Origin of the sequence: Anaerosalibacter massiliensis, from assembly GCF_024623155.1 — a bacterium.
Lineage (GTDB): Bacteria > Bacillota > Clostridia > Tissierellales > Sporanaerobacteraceae > Anaerosalibacter > Anaerosalibacter massiliensis.
The window spans coordinates 116,437-133,486 of sequence record NZ_JANJZL010000006.1; the positions used below are offsets into that span (position 1 = coordinate 116,437).

The 17,050-nt window shown below is 29.3% G+C and carries 15 protein-coding genes and 4 pseudogenes; 4 read left to right on the forward strand and 15 right to left on the reverse strand.

Annotated elements, in window-relative coordinates:
• Positions 1–4 precede the first annotated feature (4 nt).
• The 7 genes from NSA23_RS10305 to NSA23_RS10335 form a co-directional block, all read right to left on the reverse strand.
• Positions 5–862 carry a MurR/RpiR family transcriptional regulator gene (locus NSA23_RS10305; protein ID WP_042683366.1) on the reverse strand — a complete coding sequence of 286 codons (858 nt, stop codon included), beginning with the start codon at positions 860–862 and terminating at the stop codon, positions 5–7.
• Positions 855–1,817, reverse strand: coding sequence for an N-acetylglucosamine kinase (locus NSA23_RS10310; RefSeq protein ID WP_042683365.1), 963 nt, complete (start codon positions 1,815–1,817; stop codon positions 855–857). Before NSA23_RS10310 ends, NSA23_RS10305 begins: the two co-directional genes overlap by 8 nt.
• Before the next feature lie 88 nt (positions 1,818–1,905).
• Positions 1,906–2,058: a hypothetical protein gene (locus tag NSA23_RS10315; RefSeq protein WP_187116714.1), complete on the reverse strand. Its 153-nt coding sequence runs from the start codon at positions 2,056–2,058 to the stop codon at positions 1,906–1,908.
• 261 nt (positions 2,059–2,319) lie between these two features.
• Positions 2,320–2,961: a pyroglutamyl-peptidase I gene (gene pcp / locus NSA23_RS10320; protein ID WP_042683364.1), complete on the reverse strand. Its 642-nt coding sequence runs from the start codon at positions 2,959–2,961 to the stop codon at positions 2,320–2,322.
• A gap of 190 nt (positions 2,962–3,151) precedes the next feature.
• The gene (locus NSA23_RS10325) at positions 3,152–4,288 is read right to left on the reverse strand and encodes a metallophosphoesterase (RefSeq protein WP_050069907.1); all 1,137 of its coding nucleotides are present in this window, start codon (positions 4,286–4,288) and stop codon (positions 3,152–3,154) included.
• Between the two features lie 358 nt (positions 4,289–4,646).
• On the reverse strand, positions 4,647–6,590 hold the full coding sequence (locus NSA23_RS10330; RefSeq protein WP_050069906.1) for a bifunctional metallophosphatase/5'-nucleotidase: 1,944 nt from the start codon (positions 6,588–6,590) through the stop codon (positions 4,647–4,649).
• 169 nt (positions 6,591–6,759) lie between these two features.
• Positions 6,760–7,167 carry an SLAP domain-containing protein gene (locus tag NSA23_RS10335; protein WP_042683363.1) on the reverse strand — a complete coding sequence of 136 codons (408 nt, stop codon included), beginning with the start codon at positions 7,165–7,167 and terminating at the stop codon, positions 6,760–6,762.
• Between the two features lie 567 nt (positions 7,168–7,734).
• On the opposite strand from NSA23_RS10335, the pseudogene NSA23_RS10340 reads away from it, so the two are divergent.
• Positions 7,735–8,109, forward strand: a pseudogene (locus tag NSA23_RS10340) (IS256 family transposase); the annotation flags it as partial.
• A gap of 4 nt (positions 8,110–8,113) precedes the next feature.
• On the opposite strand, the gene NSA23_RS16770 reads toward NSA23_RS10340, so the two are convergent.
• The 3 genes and pseudogenes from NSA23_RS16770 to NSA23_RS10355 all read right to left on the reverse strand — a co-directional run.
• Positions 8,114–8,278 (reverse strand): sugar transferase, encoded by a 165-nt coding sequence (locus NSA23_RS16770; RefSeq protein ID WP_081915290.1) that lies wholly within the window; start codon positions 8,276–8,278, stop codon positions 8,114–8,116.
• 13 nt (positions 8,279–8,291) lie between these two features.
• Positions 8,292–9,872 (reverse strand): murein biosynthesis integral membrane protein MurJ, encoded by a 1,581-nt coding sequence (gene murJ, locus NSA23_RS10350; RefSeq protein WP_042683362.1) that lies wholly within the window; start codon positions 9,870–9,872, stop codon positions 8,292–8,294.
• Positions 9,873–9,997: 125 nt separating this feature from the next.
• Positions 9,998–10,153: pseudogene (locus NSA23_RS10355) on the reverse strand (IS982 family transposase); the annotation flags it as partial.
• 288 nt (positions 10,154–10,441) lie between these two features.
• Here NSA23_RS10355 and NSA23_RS10360 point away from each other — a divergent pair.
• Together NSA23_RS10360 and NSA23_RS10365 are read left to right on the forward strand one after the other, a co-directional pair.
• Positions 10,442–11,470 (forward strand): annotated as a pseudogene (locus tag NSA23_RS10360) (aminotransferase class I/II-fold pyridoxal phosphate-dependent enzyme).
• Positions 11,471–11,520: 50 nt separating this feature from the next.
• The gene (locus tag NSA23_RS10365; RefSeq protein WP_246119242.1) at positions 11,521–12,429 is read left to right on the forward strand and encodes a PhzF family phenazine biosynthesis protein; all 909 of its coding nucleotides are present in this window, start codon (positions 11,521–11,523) and stop codon (positions 12,427–12,429) included.
• Positions 12,430–12,760: 331 nt separating this feature from the next.
• Here the strand turns inward: NSA23_RS10365 and NSA23_RS10370 are convergent.
• The 5 genes and pseudogenes from NSA23_RS10370 to NSA23_RS10390 form a co-directional block, all read right to left on the reverse strand.
• Positions 12,761–13,977 (reverse strand): annotated as a pseudogene (locus NSA23_RS10370) (IS256 family transposase).
• 87 nt (positions 13,978–14,064) lie between these two features.
• Positions 14,065–14,265: a nucleoside phosphorylase-I family protein gene (locus NSA23_RS10375; protein ID WP_050069905.1), complete on the reverse strand. Its 201-nt coding sequence runs from the start codon at positions 14,263–14,265 to the stop codon at positions 14,065–14,067.
• Positions 14,265–14,393 carry a nucleoside phosphorylase gene (locus NSA23_RS10380; protein WP_147525009.1) on the reverse strand — a complete coding sequence of 43 codons (129 nt, stop codon included), beginning with the start codon at positions 14,391–14,393 and terminating at the stop codon, positions 14,265–14,267. Before NSA23_RS10380 ends, NSA23_RS10375 begins: the two co-directional genes overlap by 1 nt.
• A gap of 241 nt (positions 14,394–14,634) precedes the next feature.
• Positions 14,635–15,567 carry a nucleoside hydrolase gene (locus NSA23_RS10385; RefSeq protein WP_050069904.1) on the reverse strand — a complete coding sequence of 311 codons (933 nt, stop codon included), beginning with the start codon at positions 15,565–15,567 and terminating at the stop codon, positions 14,635–14,637.
• 146 nt (positions 15,568–15,713) lie between these two features.
• Positions 15,714–15,935, reverse strand: coding sequence for a hypothetical protein (locus tag NSA23_RS10390; protein ID WP_042683360.1), 222 nt, complete (start codon positions 15,933–15,935; stop codon positions 15,714–15,716).
• A 414-nt stretch (positions 15,936–16,349) separates the two neighbouring features.
• Here NSA23_RS10390 and NSA23_RS10395 point away from each other — a divergent pair, with 414 nt between their 5' ends.
• A complete protein-coding gene (locus NSA23_RS10395) occupies positions 16,350–17,045 on the forward strand; it encodes a hypothetical protein (RefSeq protein ID WP_042683359.1) in 696 nt (231 codons plus the stop codon).
• Positions 17,046–17,050 lie beyond the last annotated feature (5 nt).

Below are 17,050 nucleotides of genomic sequence, written 5' to 3' on the forward strand. Positions count from 1 at the left end.
CCTCCTATTTATACTTTTTACCTTCTAAAGCTTCCCTTGTTGTTTCAAGATGTTCAATAACCTCATCATAACGCTTACAAGCAACCCCTATAAATAAACTGTCAATAACATGAAGTTGTGCAATTCTAGATGCCATAGCTCCAGATCTAAAATTATTTTCTACACTTGCAGTATATAAAACTATATCGGAAACTTCCTGTATAGGTGAGTTGCCATATTGGGTTATTGATATAGTTGTAGTCCCTTTGTCCTTTGCTACTCTTAAGGCATCAACTACTTCTTTAGTTTCTCCTGAATGAGAAATTCCTATAGCAACATCTTTATCAATCAAATGCACTGCTGATGTCAATTGCATATGATGATCAAAAAACATAGAAACAGGTATGTCTATTCGAGAAAATTTATATTGAGCATCTAAAGCTACTATTGACGATGCTCCTGCACCAAATAAATGTATTTTTTCACATGTGTTTATCGCATTTATTGCATCAGTTAAACTAGAAACATTTAAAACATTGCAAGTATCTTTAATGGCTTGAATACTGCCTGCTGATAGTTTATCTAATATAACCCTTGGAGAATCATTAGCATTTATTATTTCATGAAGTACCTTTTCTTTTTTAGATTCTTGCATTGAACTCATAGATATTCCAATCCTTAATTCTTGATAACCTTTTAATCCAAGAGTTTTACAAAATCTAATAACACTTGCTTCACTGGTATTACTTTTTCTAGCCATCTCTACAACAGAAAGAGTTGCAGCTTCCTTAGGGTTATTTAATATATAATTTGCTATTTTTTGTTCTGACGGCCTAAAACTATCTATTCCTTGCCTCAATTTAGTTAATATTCCATTAGTCATGAATATCAACTTCCTTAATTTGGTTTAATAATTTAAGCTCATTATATTTTACTCCTTCATTTTCCCAACCTATTATTAATGCACCAATTACACTACTATATTTTCTATCAACTACATTTAATTGGAACTTTTCCTCCAATATTATATTGACTTTATCTTTTATAAGATTAGAGTTGTCAAATATACCTCCTGTTAATGCAATATTTTCAGGTTCGCCCATTTTATCAACAACTGTTATTATCATACTGACTAATTCATGTACTCCTTTATTAATTATCTTCCTCGCCACTTCATCATTTTCTTCTGCTGCTTCTATAACCAATCTAGATAGACCCGATATTTTAGTTTTATTGTTTATATTGCTATATACATATTGAACTATTTCATCTACAGTAGTAAAATTCAAGTAATTTAGAACCTTGTTAGTAATTAAAGTTCCTTTCTCTCTACCATCATAAGATTTCATTACTGCAACTAATCCTTCTTTTCCAAAATAGTATCCACTTCCCTCATCACCAAGGATGTGACCCCATCCACCAGTTCTAAACATTTCTCTTTTTTTATTCAGCCCTAATGTTATAGAACCAGTTCCACTTATAGTTATAACCCCTTGACTTTTGCCATGGGCTCCTACTAATGCAATATAAGCATCATTATTTATTATTTTCTTACAATTAATTCCTAGATCTTTTAAAATAGTTTCTATTACTTCTCTGTCTCTCTTCCTACCAGCACCGGCCAAGCCTAAAGATATTAACCCAATATCGTCCTTAGTAATATTGTCATAAGAGCAAAGAGATTTAATAACATTATCTAAGGACTCCTTTGCTTTTTCAATACCCGCTGACAAATAGTTGGAAGTATCACTTTTAGCTGCAGCTAAGATATTACCATTATAATCTGACAGGTAACCAATAGTTTTGGTTCCTCCTCCATCAATTCCAATTATATACAATGAAAACACCTCAAATTCATTTATTGATTTCATTATAATATATACGTAATATTTTTTCAATACTTAGTGTTATTTTTGAAAAATATTTTCACAAGTAGAAAAGCACCTCAAACTTGAGATGCTTAAATTTATTGTATATTGAATTTAACTCTGTTTCATCTACTTTCTCTTGTGGATTTCCTAAAACATAAAAAGTAATAATTTGTTCTGATTCATTTTCCCATCTGTGATAATAAACCATCACATGACCTGCTAACGTTATTTATGATGAATTTTTAACTAAATATGCAACATTCCCCCACCCTCTATAGGTGAGAGATGGATTGTATCAACAAATAAGTTGCAATAAATCTATGTTCTTTGATAACTGGAGATATAAAGGTTTTCACAAGTAAGGGTTTGTGGAGTAAAATATCCACCTATCAACCTTATGCAGTCAGCCAAAACCAACCCTTGACCTACACAAGTAACGCTATATAAATATGGGAAGTTTTATTTCTATTTAATGGGTTTTCCCTTCCACAGTTTTTATGTCTTTATCATTGTCTATTGCTCCTTCTATGGCTAAAGTTAATGCCTTTGTTATATCTTTTAAATTCATACTTGGAGTATTATTTTTATCTACAACTTGTTGTGGTAGGAAGGGTACATGAATAAATCCACCTCTTATGTCTGGATATTTTTTATCTATTAAATATAAAAGGCCATACATAATATGGTTACATACAAAGGTTCCAGCTGAATTAGAGATACTTGCTGGTATATTGCCTCTTCTTATATTTTTCACCATAGCTTTTATAGGAAGATTAGAAAAATAAGCTGTATCCCCATCATAAAATATATGTTCATCAACAGGTTGCTTTCCCTCATTATCCCTAATTCTAGCATCATCTATATTTATAGCTACTCTTTCCACAGTTATATCATACCTACCCCCAGCTTGGCCTATGCATAGTACAACATCTGGTTTTTCTTTAGCTATTTTTTTGTTGAGTACTTTTATTGATTTTTGAAATACTGTAGGAATTTCTAATTTAACTATTTCTGCTTTCTTTATATTATTATCTAACCTCTTAATTGTCTCATAGGCAGGGTTTATTTTTTCTCCACCAAAAGGATCAAATCCTGTTACCAATATTTTCAATTGTATTCTCCCCTCTAAAATTGATATCTAGTATAATTATAACAAACTTAGTTAAAATCAAAATAATTTTATCTTATAATTTAAAAAATCTTAAAGCTCATCGATTTCACATATACAAAAAACCAAGAAAACCCATACCTTAAGACATGGGCTTTCTTGGCTAAGTTTCTATAATCTTAAATCCTTATATTTATTTTATAGGGATATTTATTATATCTCCTGGGTATATTTTATTTGGATTTTTAATTTTATTAAATTCGGCTAACTCCATCCATCCTATACCATATTTTTTCCCTATTCTAAATAGTACATCTCCCGATTTTACAATATAAGTTTTCTTTTTTGACTTTCCAATGGTTTCTTTTGTTTTGCTTTTATTTTCTTCTATTATTTCATTTATTAAAGCTTTAATTTCCCTATCTTCCTTTAATTTGTCTCCTTCTTTTTTAGTAAATAAAGATGCCTTTTTAGATATTATTTTATTACCCAGAAACTTAATATCTATTATTCCTAAGTTTTCTGTATACTTTCCTGATTGAACTATTAATGTATCTTCTACTTTCATATTCATTTCTTTGTGGCTGTGCCCATCCACTATTATATCTATACCTTCTATATTTTTAGCTATATCTATAGAAGAATACTTTCCTTTTTTACTTGCACCTAAATGAGTCAACCCAATAATTAAATCTACATCTTTTTCTTTTAATTCTTTGACTAGTTCATTAGAGGCTATTAAAGGATTTAAAAAACTTATTCCCTTTATATTTTTTGGACTTGTTGCATATTGGGTGTCTGGAGTTAATACACTAAATATGCCTACTTTTATACCGTCTACTTCTTTTATAATATAAGGCTTAAAATCATTTTTTCCATTTTCATTTAAAATATTTCCTGTCATTAATGGAAAGTTCGCCATATCTCTTATTTCCAATAGCCTTTTATAACCATAATCAAATTCATGATTCCCAACTGCCATTCCATCGTATTTCATAGCATTCATAAGTTTTATAATACTTTCTCCCTTAGAATTTGTAGCTATTTCAGAACCTTGAATTGCATCTCCTACATCTAATAAAATTGTATTGGGATTTTTCTTTCTTATTTCTTTAATTTTCGTATTCATCTTGGAAAATCCCATCCCACTATCTTTTTCTTCAAGTACTCTTCCGTGCATATCATTAGTATGGAGAATAGTTATTTTTTTGATACCTTTTATTTGATTTGCTTGGGCTAAAATTATATCCTCTAAAAAAAATAAAAATATACACACAGTAAATACGGCGCAAAGTATTAGTTTAAGTATTTTTTTATTTTTAAAACTCAACTTTTTGCCTCCTAATATATTATTCTATATATCTTTATTTTTTCTATATAAGCATTTAAAATTCTTTATAATGAAATAAGATATTGCCTATAATTCCTTATGTAACTACATATATAAATATTTTCCACTAAAATATAGCTTACTTTTTCCTTGCTTCTTTTAAATATTTTTTCTGGAATTCTTCCATACTCATTCTAATAATAGATTAAAAAGCATCATAAAATTAAGTAAATATTTAAATATATTCTTGAATTTTTTTAATTTTTTATAAAAATATAGCGAATAAATAGTTGAAATAAACTATCTATTCGCCAATCATTCCACATTATTTAAAAATATACCTTTTATGCCTACTTATCTATTGCCTTCTAAGTTTCCAACCCAATGCAATAAGTATTGCTCCAAATAGGCTAGTTAATGTCCATGATAAGCCATCACCTGTTTTAGGTAACATACCTCTTAAACCACCTTTGTCTTTTTCTTTAGGCTTTTTGTTATCTTTCTTAGGTATTTTTGGTTTTTCTGGTCTTGAAGTTAGTTCTTCTTCTTTTCCTAGTTCGGCTATTTTCTTTTCTGCATCTATAAGTTTGTCAATATTTTTAACCAATTTTTGTTGCTCTTTTGTTAGTGCATCAAAAGCTTTCCTTACTTCTTCTATAGCTTTTTTATTAGCTAATGTTATTTTTTCTGGCAATTTATTAATCATTTCTTCCACTTTTTCTACTTCTTTATCTGATCCTGGTACTGGTTCTGGAACTGGTTCTTCCTCTTCTAGTATCATTCTATTTTCAACTTCTTTATCTATAACTCCTAATTTACCAATATGCTCAGCTACTATTTCATCTAGTCCTGGATACTCCGCTATTAGTTTGCCACCACCAAGCATTTCATATCCATCTCCACCTGCCGCCATAAAATCATTTGTTGCCACTTTATAAATCTTATTTATATCAAGCGGTTTGCCTTGTATTTCTACACTATGAATTCTCTTTCCAACTTCTTTATTAAGATCTAGTCTATAGGTCATACCAGCTACTTGTGGAAAACCTCCTGCTGGTTCTGGATAGGATTTAGTTCCATGCTCTAATGCATTTAATATATCTATTCCCTTTACTTCTTTAACTACTAAGTAATTTCCAAAAGGTAATACTGCAATTACATCACCTTTTGTAATTTTTCCTGGTTCTATAGAAGCCCTAATTCCTCCTCCATTTGTTATAGTTACATCAGCTTCTCCTGCTTCTAACATAATATCTGTTATAATATTTGCAAGATTTGTTTCTCCTGCCCTTACCTTCTCTCTGTCTCCATCAAGCCTTACTTTTGTTTCTCCTACTTCAATCTTTGTTACCTCTTCATTTTTCTTTTCTATTTCAACTATTAAATTCTTAATATTTTCATCTTCCTCTATTGAACTTGCTTCTTCAGTAGTTATTAATCTTGCAATTTTTTCAGTAACCTTCCCATTTTTAACTTTAATATTTACCACTCCTAAGTTGTCAGTGTACTGACCTGTTTGGACAATTAAAGTATCTTTTACACCTCTTCCTTCAGTTAAAGTAGTATGACTATGTCCATCTACTATTATGTCTATACCTTCAACTTGACCTGCTACATCTATGCTCTTTATTTCACTTTCTTCATCCATTCCCAAATGGGACAATGCAATTATTACATCTACACCTTCATCTTTTAGTTTCTTAACCATATTCTTTGAAACTGCTACTGGATCTTCAAACTTTACTCCTTCTGTATTTTTTGGATTAGATTTATATTTCGTTTCTGGTGTTGAAAGTCCAAATATGCCCACTTTTACACCATCAATCTCTTTTATTATATATGGTTCAAAATCCCTTGTTCCATTGTCTTTTACTACATTAGAAGCAACCATTGGGAAATTTGCCATTCCCTTTAGTTCTAACAATCTGTTATAACCATAGTTAAAATCATGATTTCCTGGAACCATAGCATCATATCCTACTTTATTCATCACTTTCACTATAGGTTCACCTTTTGATATTGTGGCTATAGGTAAACCATGTAATGTATCTCCTGCATCTAATAATAATACATTTTTGCCTTCATTTTTCATTTCCCTAGCTTTAGTAGCTATTCTAGCAAATCCTACTCCTTCTTTTATTCTAGAATGTGTGTCATTTGTATGGAGAATAGTTATTTCTGTAGTATCTTCTTCTGCAAAAGCAACGTTTTCCAATGAACTAACAATTGGTGTAGAAATAATACTCATTGCTAATGCTAACGATAGAAAAAAACTTAAAGATTTCTTATCTTTAAAATTCACTTTATACTCCCCCCTGATATTTTATATTGGCTAATAGAATAACTTTCTATACACATACCTTAAAATCCTTTTAATAAACTTGCTAAAAACAGCACAACTATAAATCCATTAAATTGACACAAGTTGCCAATATATTTTTCTCGATTTTTTGTATCTTTATTATATATACTTATCTATTCCCACCCACTCTACTATCTACTACTACTCTATAAGTAAATTTTGGATAGCTTTTCTTGTCTACATCAATACTACAAGGCATAGCTGAATAAGAAGGAATTTCTAATGGTACTTTGAGTTTATATCTTCTCATATCTAGTATATATCCTTCTTTTGCTATAAATTTCACTGGTATTTGTTTCAAAATTATAGTTTCGTTAGTGGCATTTCTTATGAAGAATCCTATTTTAGTATTGACCTGTTCTTCTTGAATGTGAGTAGTATTTATAGATACTTCTCCATCTCTTATAGGCCTTTTAATATTTAAATCTTCCAATTCTTCTTCTAAATATTTAACCCTCTTTATTTCTTCATCTAGATTCAATTTTGTTTTAACATAAACTTCAAGTCTCCTATTCATTGTAAACCACCTTTATAATTTTATAAAAACATTGAAAAACCTTTCCTTTCTATTATACATTATTAGAAAAAAATTATCTTTATTTTAATCTTTATCTTTAAATATAGATAATTAATTGTATATTATATATAATGGTATGAGACTATAACCAAATGGCACGGTACTTTGTCTAAAGAGAAAATAGTTTTAGAGTTAAATAAAAACATATTAAACCTGATAATTTAGCAAAAGCAGTTATAAAACATTTACAAAATAAAGGAAACAAATGTGAAATTAAGGGAAAAGACATGTTAAATAATCCAATAATAATAGATGGAGTTAGATATTCTTTAACTCAAAGAAATACTTTATCAATAATTGTAGGATATCAGCAAGCAACTTTACTTAAAATAGACTAATAATATTTATAATAAAAGAAAAGGGCTGTTTCATAACTAATTAATTAGTTATGAAACGCCTCTTTTTTATACCTTTAGGTAGTGTAAATAAATCTGCGCTTAAGTAAAAATAAAAGCTCTTTTCTGGCAAGAATCAAAATAAGAGCAAAAAACAGAAAGGAGCATTTTTATGTCAACAATACTAAAAGAAGTTTTAAGAGAAATGATCAATGATGGAAATTTAGAAACAGCAGGAGACCTTCATTCATATCTAAAAGAGATTTTTAAGGATGCCTTACAAGAAATGTTGGAGGCAGAACTCGAAGTAGAGTTAGGATATTCTAAAGGTGATAGAAAAAATAAAAGAACTGATAACCGTAGAAATGGATATTCACAAAAAACTGTAAAAACTCAATTTGGAGAAATGGATTTAGATATACCAAGAGATAGAAATGGTGATTTTGAGCCAGTAGTTGTACCTAAAAATAAAAGAAATATATCTGGAATAGAACAAAAAGTAATTTCTCTTTATGCTAGAGGGATGTCTACAAGAGACATACATGATTAAATTAAAGATATTTATGGAATTGAAATGTCTGCTGAACCTGCTTGAAAAATACAAACCCTTTAGAATCAATTTTTATAGCAATACCTATTATTAAAAATACTGGAAATAGTATAATAAGTGCTATTAAGCTTAATATAAAATCCAATACTCTCTTCACAAAATTCATTTTTATATTTCCTTTAATCTCTGTTTAGTCTTTCTTTTGCATTGTCAAGAATCAAATTTATTTCTTTCACTTTAAATAAATAACAGAATCCAAAATATATTATTCCTCCAATTGCCACTGGAATAGCAAGTACTATTATATCTCTTATAAAAGTAAGGGTTGATGTAGCCGGAATAATCCTTTTTTCTATATAGAATGATAATCCTCCATAAGTAAAATAAACAACTACCCCCATAATTATAGACGCTACTGTAGTCTTTATAAGACAAATTGCAGAATCTTTTATTTTTATAGCATTAATCCTCTTCTTCAAACCATAAATAAATACTAAAGAAGTTAATATATCCGAAATACTAGTAGCTAAAGCCAAACCTTTATGTTTCAATGGACCAACAAGTATTAAATTCATTATTATATTTATTATTACGGCTATTATTCCATTTATCATTGGAGTTTTAGTGTCTTGTAAAGAATAATATACTCTACTTAGCATAATTTTTATAGCAATACCAACAATTCCAAAGGAATAGAATACAAGAGCTTGAGAAGTCATGAGAGTTGCTGTACTATCAAAGGCTCCCCTTTCTAAAAATATCCTTATAAGAGGTTCTGATAAAACTATAAGTCCTATGGTTGCTGGTACAGTTATAATAAGTATTACATTTATACTATAGATTATAACCTTAACTAGATATTCCTTATTATTTTTATTAGATTCTCTTGAAAGGATTGGAAATATTACTTTCGCTATAGCTAATACAAATACTCCAAGGACTGTACCTTTTATTCTACTTGCATAGGTAAGAGCCGATATACTTCCCTTCACTAAATCTGATGCTAAAGTTTTATCTACTATTGCATTAATTTCATTTATAGCAGAACCAATTAAAACTGGTATTGTTAAAACCAGTGCTTTTCTTAAATATTTGTCTTTCATATCAAAAACATATTCATATCTATAACCTAATTTTCTAGCTGAAGGAATTTGAATAAGAACTTGAGATAATGCTGCTAAAACACTAGCTACCATTAGCCCTTCAATTCCATATTTCTGTGATAAAAAAACTAGGAATACTATATGTACAAAATTAAAAGGAAAACTTGTTGCTGCAGGTATGCCAAAGTTTTCATTATTTTCTAAATATCCTGTAAATATATATGTTGCAACAGAGAAAAAGGCAATTGGTAATCCTATTCTATGTAATTTAACTGCTAATTGAAGTTTTTCTCCTTCAAATCCTTTTGCAAAGATCCCTATTATCTGTGGTGAAAATATCCAACCAATTAATGAAAATATAATAGATAAGAAGAACACCGCATGGAATACATTATTCAAATAATTTATCTTTTTTTCTTTACTATATTTCGCTTCTATTTCAGATAGAATAGGTATAAGCGTAGTATTTAAAGCCGCTCCTACTAAACCCATAAACACAACAGTTGCATCTAAAGCTATAAAATAAGTATCTGTCATATCTCCCGAACCAAATTTTCTTGCTATTAATATATCTCTTAAAAATCCTAAGAACTTTCCTGTAAGAGTAAAGAACATAATTATTCCAACAGACTTTGCTGTTTTTTTTGCATTTCCCATTTGAAAAATCCTCCTCATAAAGCTAAGCTTAATTTAAATTATTATAGAAAATAGATGAATGCTAGTAAATTTGAGATAAGATAAATTTACCAACTTATTTTCACAAAAAGATATAGCCTTCACAACTATACTTGGATATATGACCCAAACATTAGTTCTTTAATTTTACCAAGATTTATGTCTTTACTTAGTAGAGTATTGATAAAATAACAGAGATTATGAGCTAATATCTTTGTCCTAAGCCTTGTAATAAATCCCCATAAAGATTCGGCTAATACTTTATAGAGGATTTCTTATTAGGTTTCCATTTTATATCCATCATACTACCACACTCCAATACTTATAAATATATAATATAGTTTGGTTGGTTTTATTGCAAGCCAAATGGATGGAGACATTGAGTTTTTATATTGCTATAATATAAATATACTATTAAGGGCCCTTAATTAACAAACTATATGAAAGGCTGGTAAATAGTTATGAAAATAAATGATTTTAGATTAGAAGTATTTTTTAATAAATATGAGTTTACAGCACCTTATTTATTGACTCAATCTGATTGTGAATCCATGACTGTTGAAGAATTATTAAACCTTGAAGAAGGGGCTAAAGAAGAATTTCTAGACAGTTGGTTGGGATATACAGAAGTTGAAGGTAGTCTTGAATTAAGAAAAGAAATTGCAAAACTTTATTCAAATATAGATATAGATGGAATTTTAGTCCATGTAGGAGCTCAAGAAGCAATATTTAATTATATGAATGTTGTCCTTGACACTGGTGATCATATAATATGCCAATTCCCTGTCTACCAATCTCTTTATGAAGTGGCAAACTCTATTGGCTGTGAGGTTTCTAAATGAGAACTAAAACAGGGTGAAAGTGAATGGTTATTAGACATAGATGAATTTAAAAATTTAATAAAACCAAATACCAAACTTATTGTTGTAAATACACCTCATAATCCTACAGGCTATGTTCTCAGTTTAAAAGAAATAGAGGAAATTACTGAAATAGCTAGAAAAAATAATATTCTTGTTTTCTCTGATGAAGTATATAAAGGTCTTGAATATAATGGAGAAAAACTACCTTGGTTTTCAGATGTATATGAAAATGCAGTATCATTGGGAGTCATGTCTAAAGCATATGGTCTTGCTGGATTGCGAATTGGATGGATTGCTACTCAAAATAAGGCAATATATGATAAAATGATTGGCTTTAAACATTATACTTCAATTTGTAGCAGTAGCACTAGGGAATTTTTAGCAACAGTTGCCCTTAAGCATGGTGATAAGATTCTAGGTAGAAATATGAAAATCATAGAAAATAATTTAAAAGTTGCTAACAACTTCTTTGAAAAATATCCAGATTTATTTGTTAACAACCAACCACAAGCTGGTCCTATCGCCTTCCACAAAGTAAATATTGATGAACCTATAGAAGACTTTTGTGAAGATTTAGTAACAAGAAAAGGTGTTCTTCTTTTGCCCGCAAACATTTATGCCTTTAAAGATAATTATATTCGTATGGAATATGGTAGAAAAGATTTTGAAACTAGTTTGAAAAAATTTGGAGAATACCTTATAGAAAAAGGATTTTAAAAATAATTTAGTAATAAATTGATTTTATGGGGGAATGAATTTTGAAAAAAGTGAAAATTTATCAGGTAGATGCCTTTACAAAATATTCTTTTGGAGGAAATCCTGCTGGTGTTGTAACTGATGCTAGCAATCTTACAAAGGAAGAAATGCAAAAAATTGCTAGAGAGATGAATTGTTCTGAAACAGCATTTGTTCTGCCTACTACAAACTCAAAAGCTGATTTTAAAGTACGTTTTTTCACTCCTTCTGAAGAAGTAGATTTATGTGGTCATGCAACAATTGCTACTTTTCATGTTCTATTTCAAGAAGGAAAAATAAAATTAGATTGTAAAGAAAAACTTGTTTTTCAAGAAACTAAAGCTGGAATATTACCTGTATATTTAATAGCTTCAAGTGAAGGCAAACTAGATAGGGTTGTCATGGGGCAAAGACTACCAGAAATAATAGAAACCAGTAACGAGATTTCTAAAATTGCAGAATTATTAGGTCTAAAGACTTCAGATTTAGAACTAAATAATTTGCCATTACAAATTGTTTCTACAGGATTGCCTGATATGATGGTTCCAGTAAAAGATTTGAAAACATTGAAAAAAGCAAATCCTGATTTTATTAAATTGGGAAAATATCAAAAAGAAAAAGGGTTTGTTAGTATTCATGCTTTCACATTTGAAACAGAAAATCCAAATAATGATATTCACACTAGAGATTTTGCCCCATCTGTGGAAATCAATGAAGAATCAGCCACAGGTACAGCCAATGGAGCTCTTGCCTCGTATTTAGTTGAAAATAAAGAAGTTTCACTAAAAGATAATAAAATAATTATGAAAATAGAACAAGGTTATACAATGGATAGACCTAGTGAAATAGTTGCAGAGATTCTTCATGAAAGAGGCACAGTAAAAGAAGTGAAAGTAGGGGGGAGTGCAGTTATCATAATGGAAGGTACAATGGCATGGTAGATATGTTTAATAAAAGGATGACAATGTCATCCTTTTATCTCTATCTTATATAGCTTCCAAAACTAGTTTTATTTCTCTCCTTGAGTCTGTAAAATAGTTTGTGCTTTTAGTTTAAGAGCGATAGCCCTTTTCTAACAAGAAATATTTAATTGGATATAAATGTTAAACTTGTATCTTGGTTTTAGTTTGCCAAAGTTTTAGGATAATATACATAAAATCTTATAACTTTGGCAATAATTCTTATAATGGATGAGTAGGCTTAATAAGTAAGAATCAATGCTACTTTTTTACTTATTAAATAGTTAATTTTCAGTCAAATTATAGTTTTATTTTAGATGTAAGGTTCTATCCTTCCTTCAAAATATATAGTTAATTGATTGAGGATATAATCCCAATTTTTATAGCGTCTACTCCACTTTTTCATTACATTTTGGCTTGCTAGATAAAGCATTTTTTCCAAAGATTGATCTGAGGGAAAGACTGATTTGGTCTTTGTAACCTTCCTAAATTGTCTATGCAAGCTTTCTATAATATTTGTTGTATACATTATGGTTCTAATTTCATTAGGGTACTTGAAGAATGGGGATAATACATCCCAATTCATATCCCAGCTTTTAATTGCAAAGGGATATTTGCTATTCCATTTTTCTTCAAGTTCCCCTAATGCTTCATATGCAGTCTCTTCATTGATAGCTGTGTAAACTGCTTTAAAATCTTTTGCAAACTGTTTTTTATCCTTATAGCTAACATATTTAAAAGAATTCCTAAGCTGATGAATTATGCATCTTTGTATTTCAGCTTTAGGGTAAGCGGTTTGAATAGCTTCTTTAAGTCCTGTCAACCCATCAACACTAAACATTAATACATCTTCTAACCCTCTATTTTTCAGCTCATTAAGTACTCTTAACCAAAACTTCGAAGATTCACTTTCACCTATGCAAATACCTAGTATGCCTTTAGATCCATCTAAATCAACCCCTAATACAACATAAGCTGCTTTATTTTTAATTTGGCCATCCTCTATTACTTTGTAAGGTATTGCATCCATAAAAACAAATGGATATATAAATTTTAAAGGCCTTGTTTGCCATTCTTTTATATCAAGAATCAACCTATCGGTTATTTTGCTAACCATTTCAGCAGACATTTCAATTCCATAAATATCTTTAATTTGATCATGTATATCTCTTGTAGACATTTCTCTAGCATGAAGGGAAATTACTTTTTGTTCTATTCCAAATATGTTTCTTTTATTTTTAAGTCCAACTACTGGCTCAAAAGCACCATTTCTATCTCTTGGTACATCTAAATCCATTTCTCCAAATTGAGTTTTTACAGTTTTTTGTGAATAGCCATTTCTACGATTATCAGTCCTTTTATTTTTCTATCGCCTTTAGAATATCCTAACTCTACTTCAAGTTCTACCTCCAACATTTCTTGTAAGGCATCCTTAAAAACCTCTTTTAAATATGAATGAAGGTCTCCTGCCATTTCTAAATTTCCATCATTGATCATTTCTCTTAAAACTTCTTTTGGTATTGTTGACATAAAAATGCTCCTTTCTGGTTTTTATTCTTATTTTGACTCTTGCCAGAAAAGAGCTTTTATTTTCACTTAAGCACAGATTTATTTACACTACCTTTCTCTCTTTTCTCCCTCTATACAAATTTTTTCTTCTGTATCATAATCTACTATTCCATCTTTTAAATTGCTCTTATATTCTACTGCCGTATTTAATATACTAGCAGCTTTTACTCCCTTTAATTGGGCTAATGAAAGGAGAGTTCCTGTTTCCACATCTGATGCAAGTATTCCCATCTTGTTCCAGTACTCCATTATTTCATCTTATAATGACTCCTTACAATACCATAATAATATGGAAACTCTAATTCTTTACAAGTCTCTATTAAATAATTCATAAGTAATACATCTGCTACTACCAGATATTCTGATTCTACATACATTTTAGATGTTCCATCTTCTCATACAGCACCTGTAGCTATTATTAAATCTCCTAGAGAAATATTTGATTGAATAGCTCCTGCACTTCTTATTCTTATGAAATACTTGGCACTACAGACCATTAGTTCCTCTTAGGAGTTTTTAAAAAAACATTTAAAAATAGGAAGTCTGTCTTTTGTGAATTAAACAGGACAATCTTCTAGAATAATATATATAAGTTCACAGTCCCTATATTTATCTAAATTACTTATTTATAATATCTATAAAATAATTCAAAAATTTTTCATAATCTCCATCTACTGCTACATCTACATTAGGCTTCATTTCTAATATATTGTTAAAATCACATACTGTCATTCCATCACAAAGTTCACTATTAGTTTCTATATCTACATAATATTTTTTCGTTTTTATAATAGATGAATCAATAACTGTAGCTACTGCCAGAGGGTCATGAAGAGAACAATTTTCAATTTCAAATAACTCATTACATTTATTAATACAATAGTCTAAAACATTTATTGCAAAATTAGCCACTTCTTTTTCCTTTGAAAACCTCTCTAAATCTTTTCTATAAACTACTGCATTGTTTGTTACATCTAATCCTACCATTCGTATTGGGACTTTACTTTCAAATACTACCCTTACACTTTCTGGATCTGTATAAAAATTGAACTCTGCAGTCCTAGTTTCGTTTCCAATACCATTTATAGCTCCACCCATGATAACTATTCTTTTTATATATTTTGCAATTTCAGGAGCTTTTTTAAGTGCAAAAGCCATATTAGTTGGTGGACCTAACAGTATAATAGTTATATCTTTTTTATTTTTCATAATTGTATCTATAATAAAATCTACTCCATGGATACCTTCTTCATAATTTACTTCCACATCCTTTAAAGTCCCACCAAGTCCATCTAATCCATGAACTCCATCAGCAAATTTTATATCTCTAAATAATGGATTTGTCATTCCCTCGTATACTGGAATATACTCTTTTTTTAAAAGTTTTAATACCTTTAAAGTATTTAAAGTGGCAGTCCTAGCTGGTACATTCCCTGCCACAGTAGTTATACCTTTTATATCTAGCTTTCCACTTTTTATAGCGAAAATTAAAGCTAACGCATCATCTATTCCAGTATCCACATCTATAATTACTTTTTCCATTTCTGACATAAAATCACCCCTTAAAAATATTTATATCCATTATATAAAATTTCACATGATAATTATACCTATACAATTGAAAAAGACTGTACCAAGATAATCAAATTATTTTGGTACAGTCTTTTATTAATGTCTTTCCCACTTAGTTAAAATATTTAATTTCTCTTTACAATCCCTTTAAACTCTTTAATATAATTTTTATCATCCTTTTCTATATATGCAAAAAGCTTTATCTCTCTATCTTCATCTATTGGCTCTATCCTACCTTTATAATGAATTGTATTTTCATCTTCGTCTTTAACTGCTTCTATAACTACTATATCTTGATTTAGTGTTAAGACAATAAATATTAGTAAGAATTTTCTAACAACTTTCAAAATATCTCCTCCTTATTTTATAAAAAGTCCAAACTATCCTCCTTTCTCATCATTTTTAAATATGAAAAAAGTCGCAACTATCTTAAAGAGGTTATCTTTAAAAGTTGCGACTTTTTATTAACTTGGTTGTCCTAATTTAGAAACATTGAATACTTATAAATAGCTAACCCTACCCCTTTTTTACTATTTACATATTCTTATACTACGTTAAAGTATATACACAAACCTCAATTAAACTTCACTGAACTACAATATATCATTAATACTATAGAAATGATATAGGCTAAATTTATCATTTTTTCCCTACTAAGTTACTAGTATTTATCTTGTGTTTTAGGAGTTTTTTGGCTAAAGTATTTCTAAAACTTGACGATATTAGCAATGGCTACCATAGAAAAGAAAGGAGGGATATTAATGAAAAAGAAAAACTTATTTTTATTAACTTTATTACTTGTAGTATTCACTACAGGTCAGGTTTTTGCTAGTAGTGATGAGTTTGATGAAGCAGAAGAGGTGGAAGTTTTAGAGCTAGAAGAAGAAATAGAGGAAATAATCGAAGAAGTAGAAGAAATATTAGATGAACAAGAAAATATTCTTCAGGAAGAAGAAATAATCCAAGAAGAAATAGAATACACATTAGAAGATGTTGAAAGCTTAACTGAAATTGGAGATAAAATTGAGCATGGAATTAAAAAAGGAAGAGAAATTCTAGATATTGTTGAAAAACAATATAATATGAAAAGGCAATTTGTTCATAATTCTAAAAATGCTTATGATTTAACCCTTCAAGCAAAAAACGATTTAAAAGACATAGGTATAGAAATGAAAGAGATAATTAAAGACAAAGAAAGAACTATAGACAAGGAAACCTATGGAAAAATTAGAGAATTAACTGGAAGTATTGAATCTGCCATAAAAGAAAGTGAATACATTGCTGGTAGTATATTGAAAGAATCCAAAAACTATGTGGGATATTTAAGAAATAAGCAATTCAAAGAAGCTGCAAATAGTTTCCAAAAAATATTATTACTTCAAGATGAACAAGTTAAGTTATTAACAACTGCAAATACTAATATTGAGCAAATTAAAGTATTGCTTGCTAGTATATAATTAAG

What these genes read in the sequence shown, in the direction of transcription:
- NSA23_RS10380 (WP_147525009.1), bottom strand. Translation starts at nt 14,393, where the DNA reads ATGTATGTAGAATCAGAATATCTGGTAGTAGCAGATGTATTACTTATG.
- murJ (WP_042683362.1), bottom strand. Translation starts at nt 9,872, where the DNA reads ATGGGAAATGCAAAAAAAACAGCAAAGTCTGTTGGAATAATTATGTTC.
- NSA23_RS10385 (WP_050069904.1), bottom strand. Translation starts at nt 15,567, where the DNA reads ATGTCAGAAATGGAAAAAGTAATTATAGATGTGGATACTGGAATAGAT.
- NSA23_RS10305 (WP_042683366.1), bottom strand. Translation starts at nt 862, where the DNA reads ATGACTAATGGAATATTAACTAAATTGAGGCAAGGAATAGATAGTTTT.
- NSA23_RS10395 (WP_042683359.1), top strand. Translation starts at nt 16,350, where the DNA reads ATGAAAAAGAAAAACTTATTTTTATTAACTTTATTACTTGTAGTATTC.
- NSA23_RS10315 (WP_187116714.1), bottom strand. Translation starts at nt 2,058, where the DNA reads ATGGTTTATTATCACAGATGGGAAAATGAATCAGAACAAATTATTACT.
- NSA23_RS16770 (WP_081915290.1), bottom strand. Translation starts at nt 8,278, where the DNA reads ATGAATTTTGTGAAGAGAGTATTGGATTTTATATTAAGCTTAATAGCA.
- NSA23_RS10375 (WP_050069905.1), bottom strand. Translation starts at nt 14,265, where the DNA reads ATGGAGTACTGGAACAAGATGGGAATACTTGCATCAGATGTGGAAACA.
- NSA23_RS10335 (WP_042683363.1), bottom strand. Translation starts at nt 7,167, where the DNA reads ATGAATAGGAGACTTGAAGTTTATGTTAAAACAAAATTGAATCTAGAT.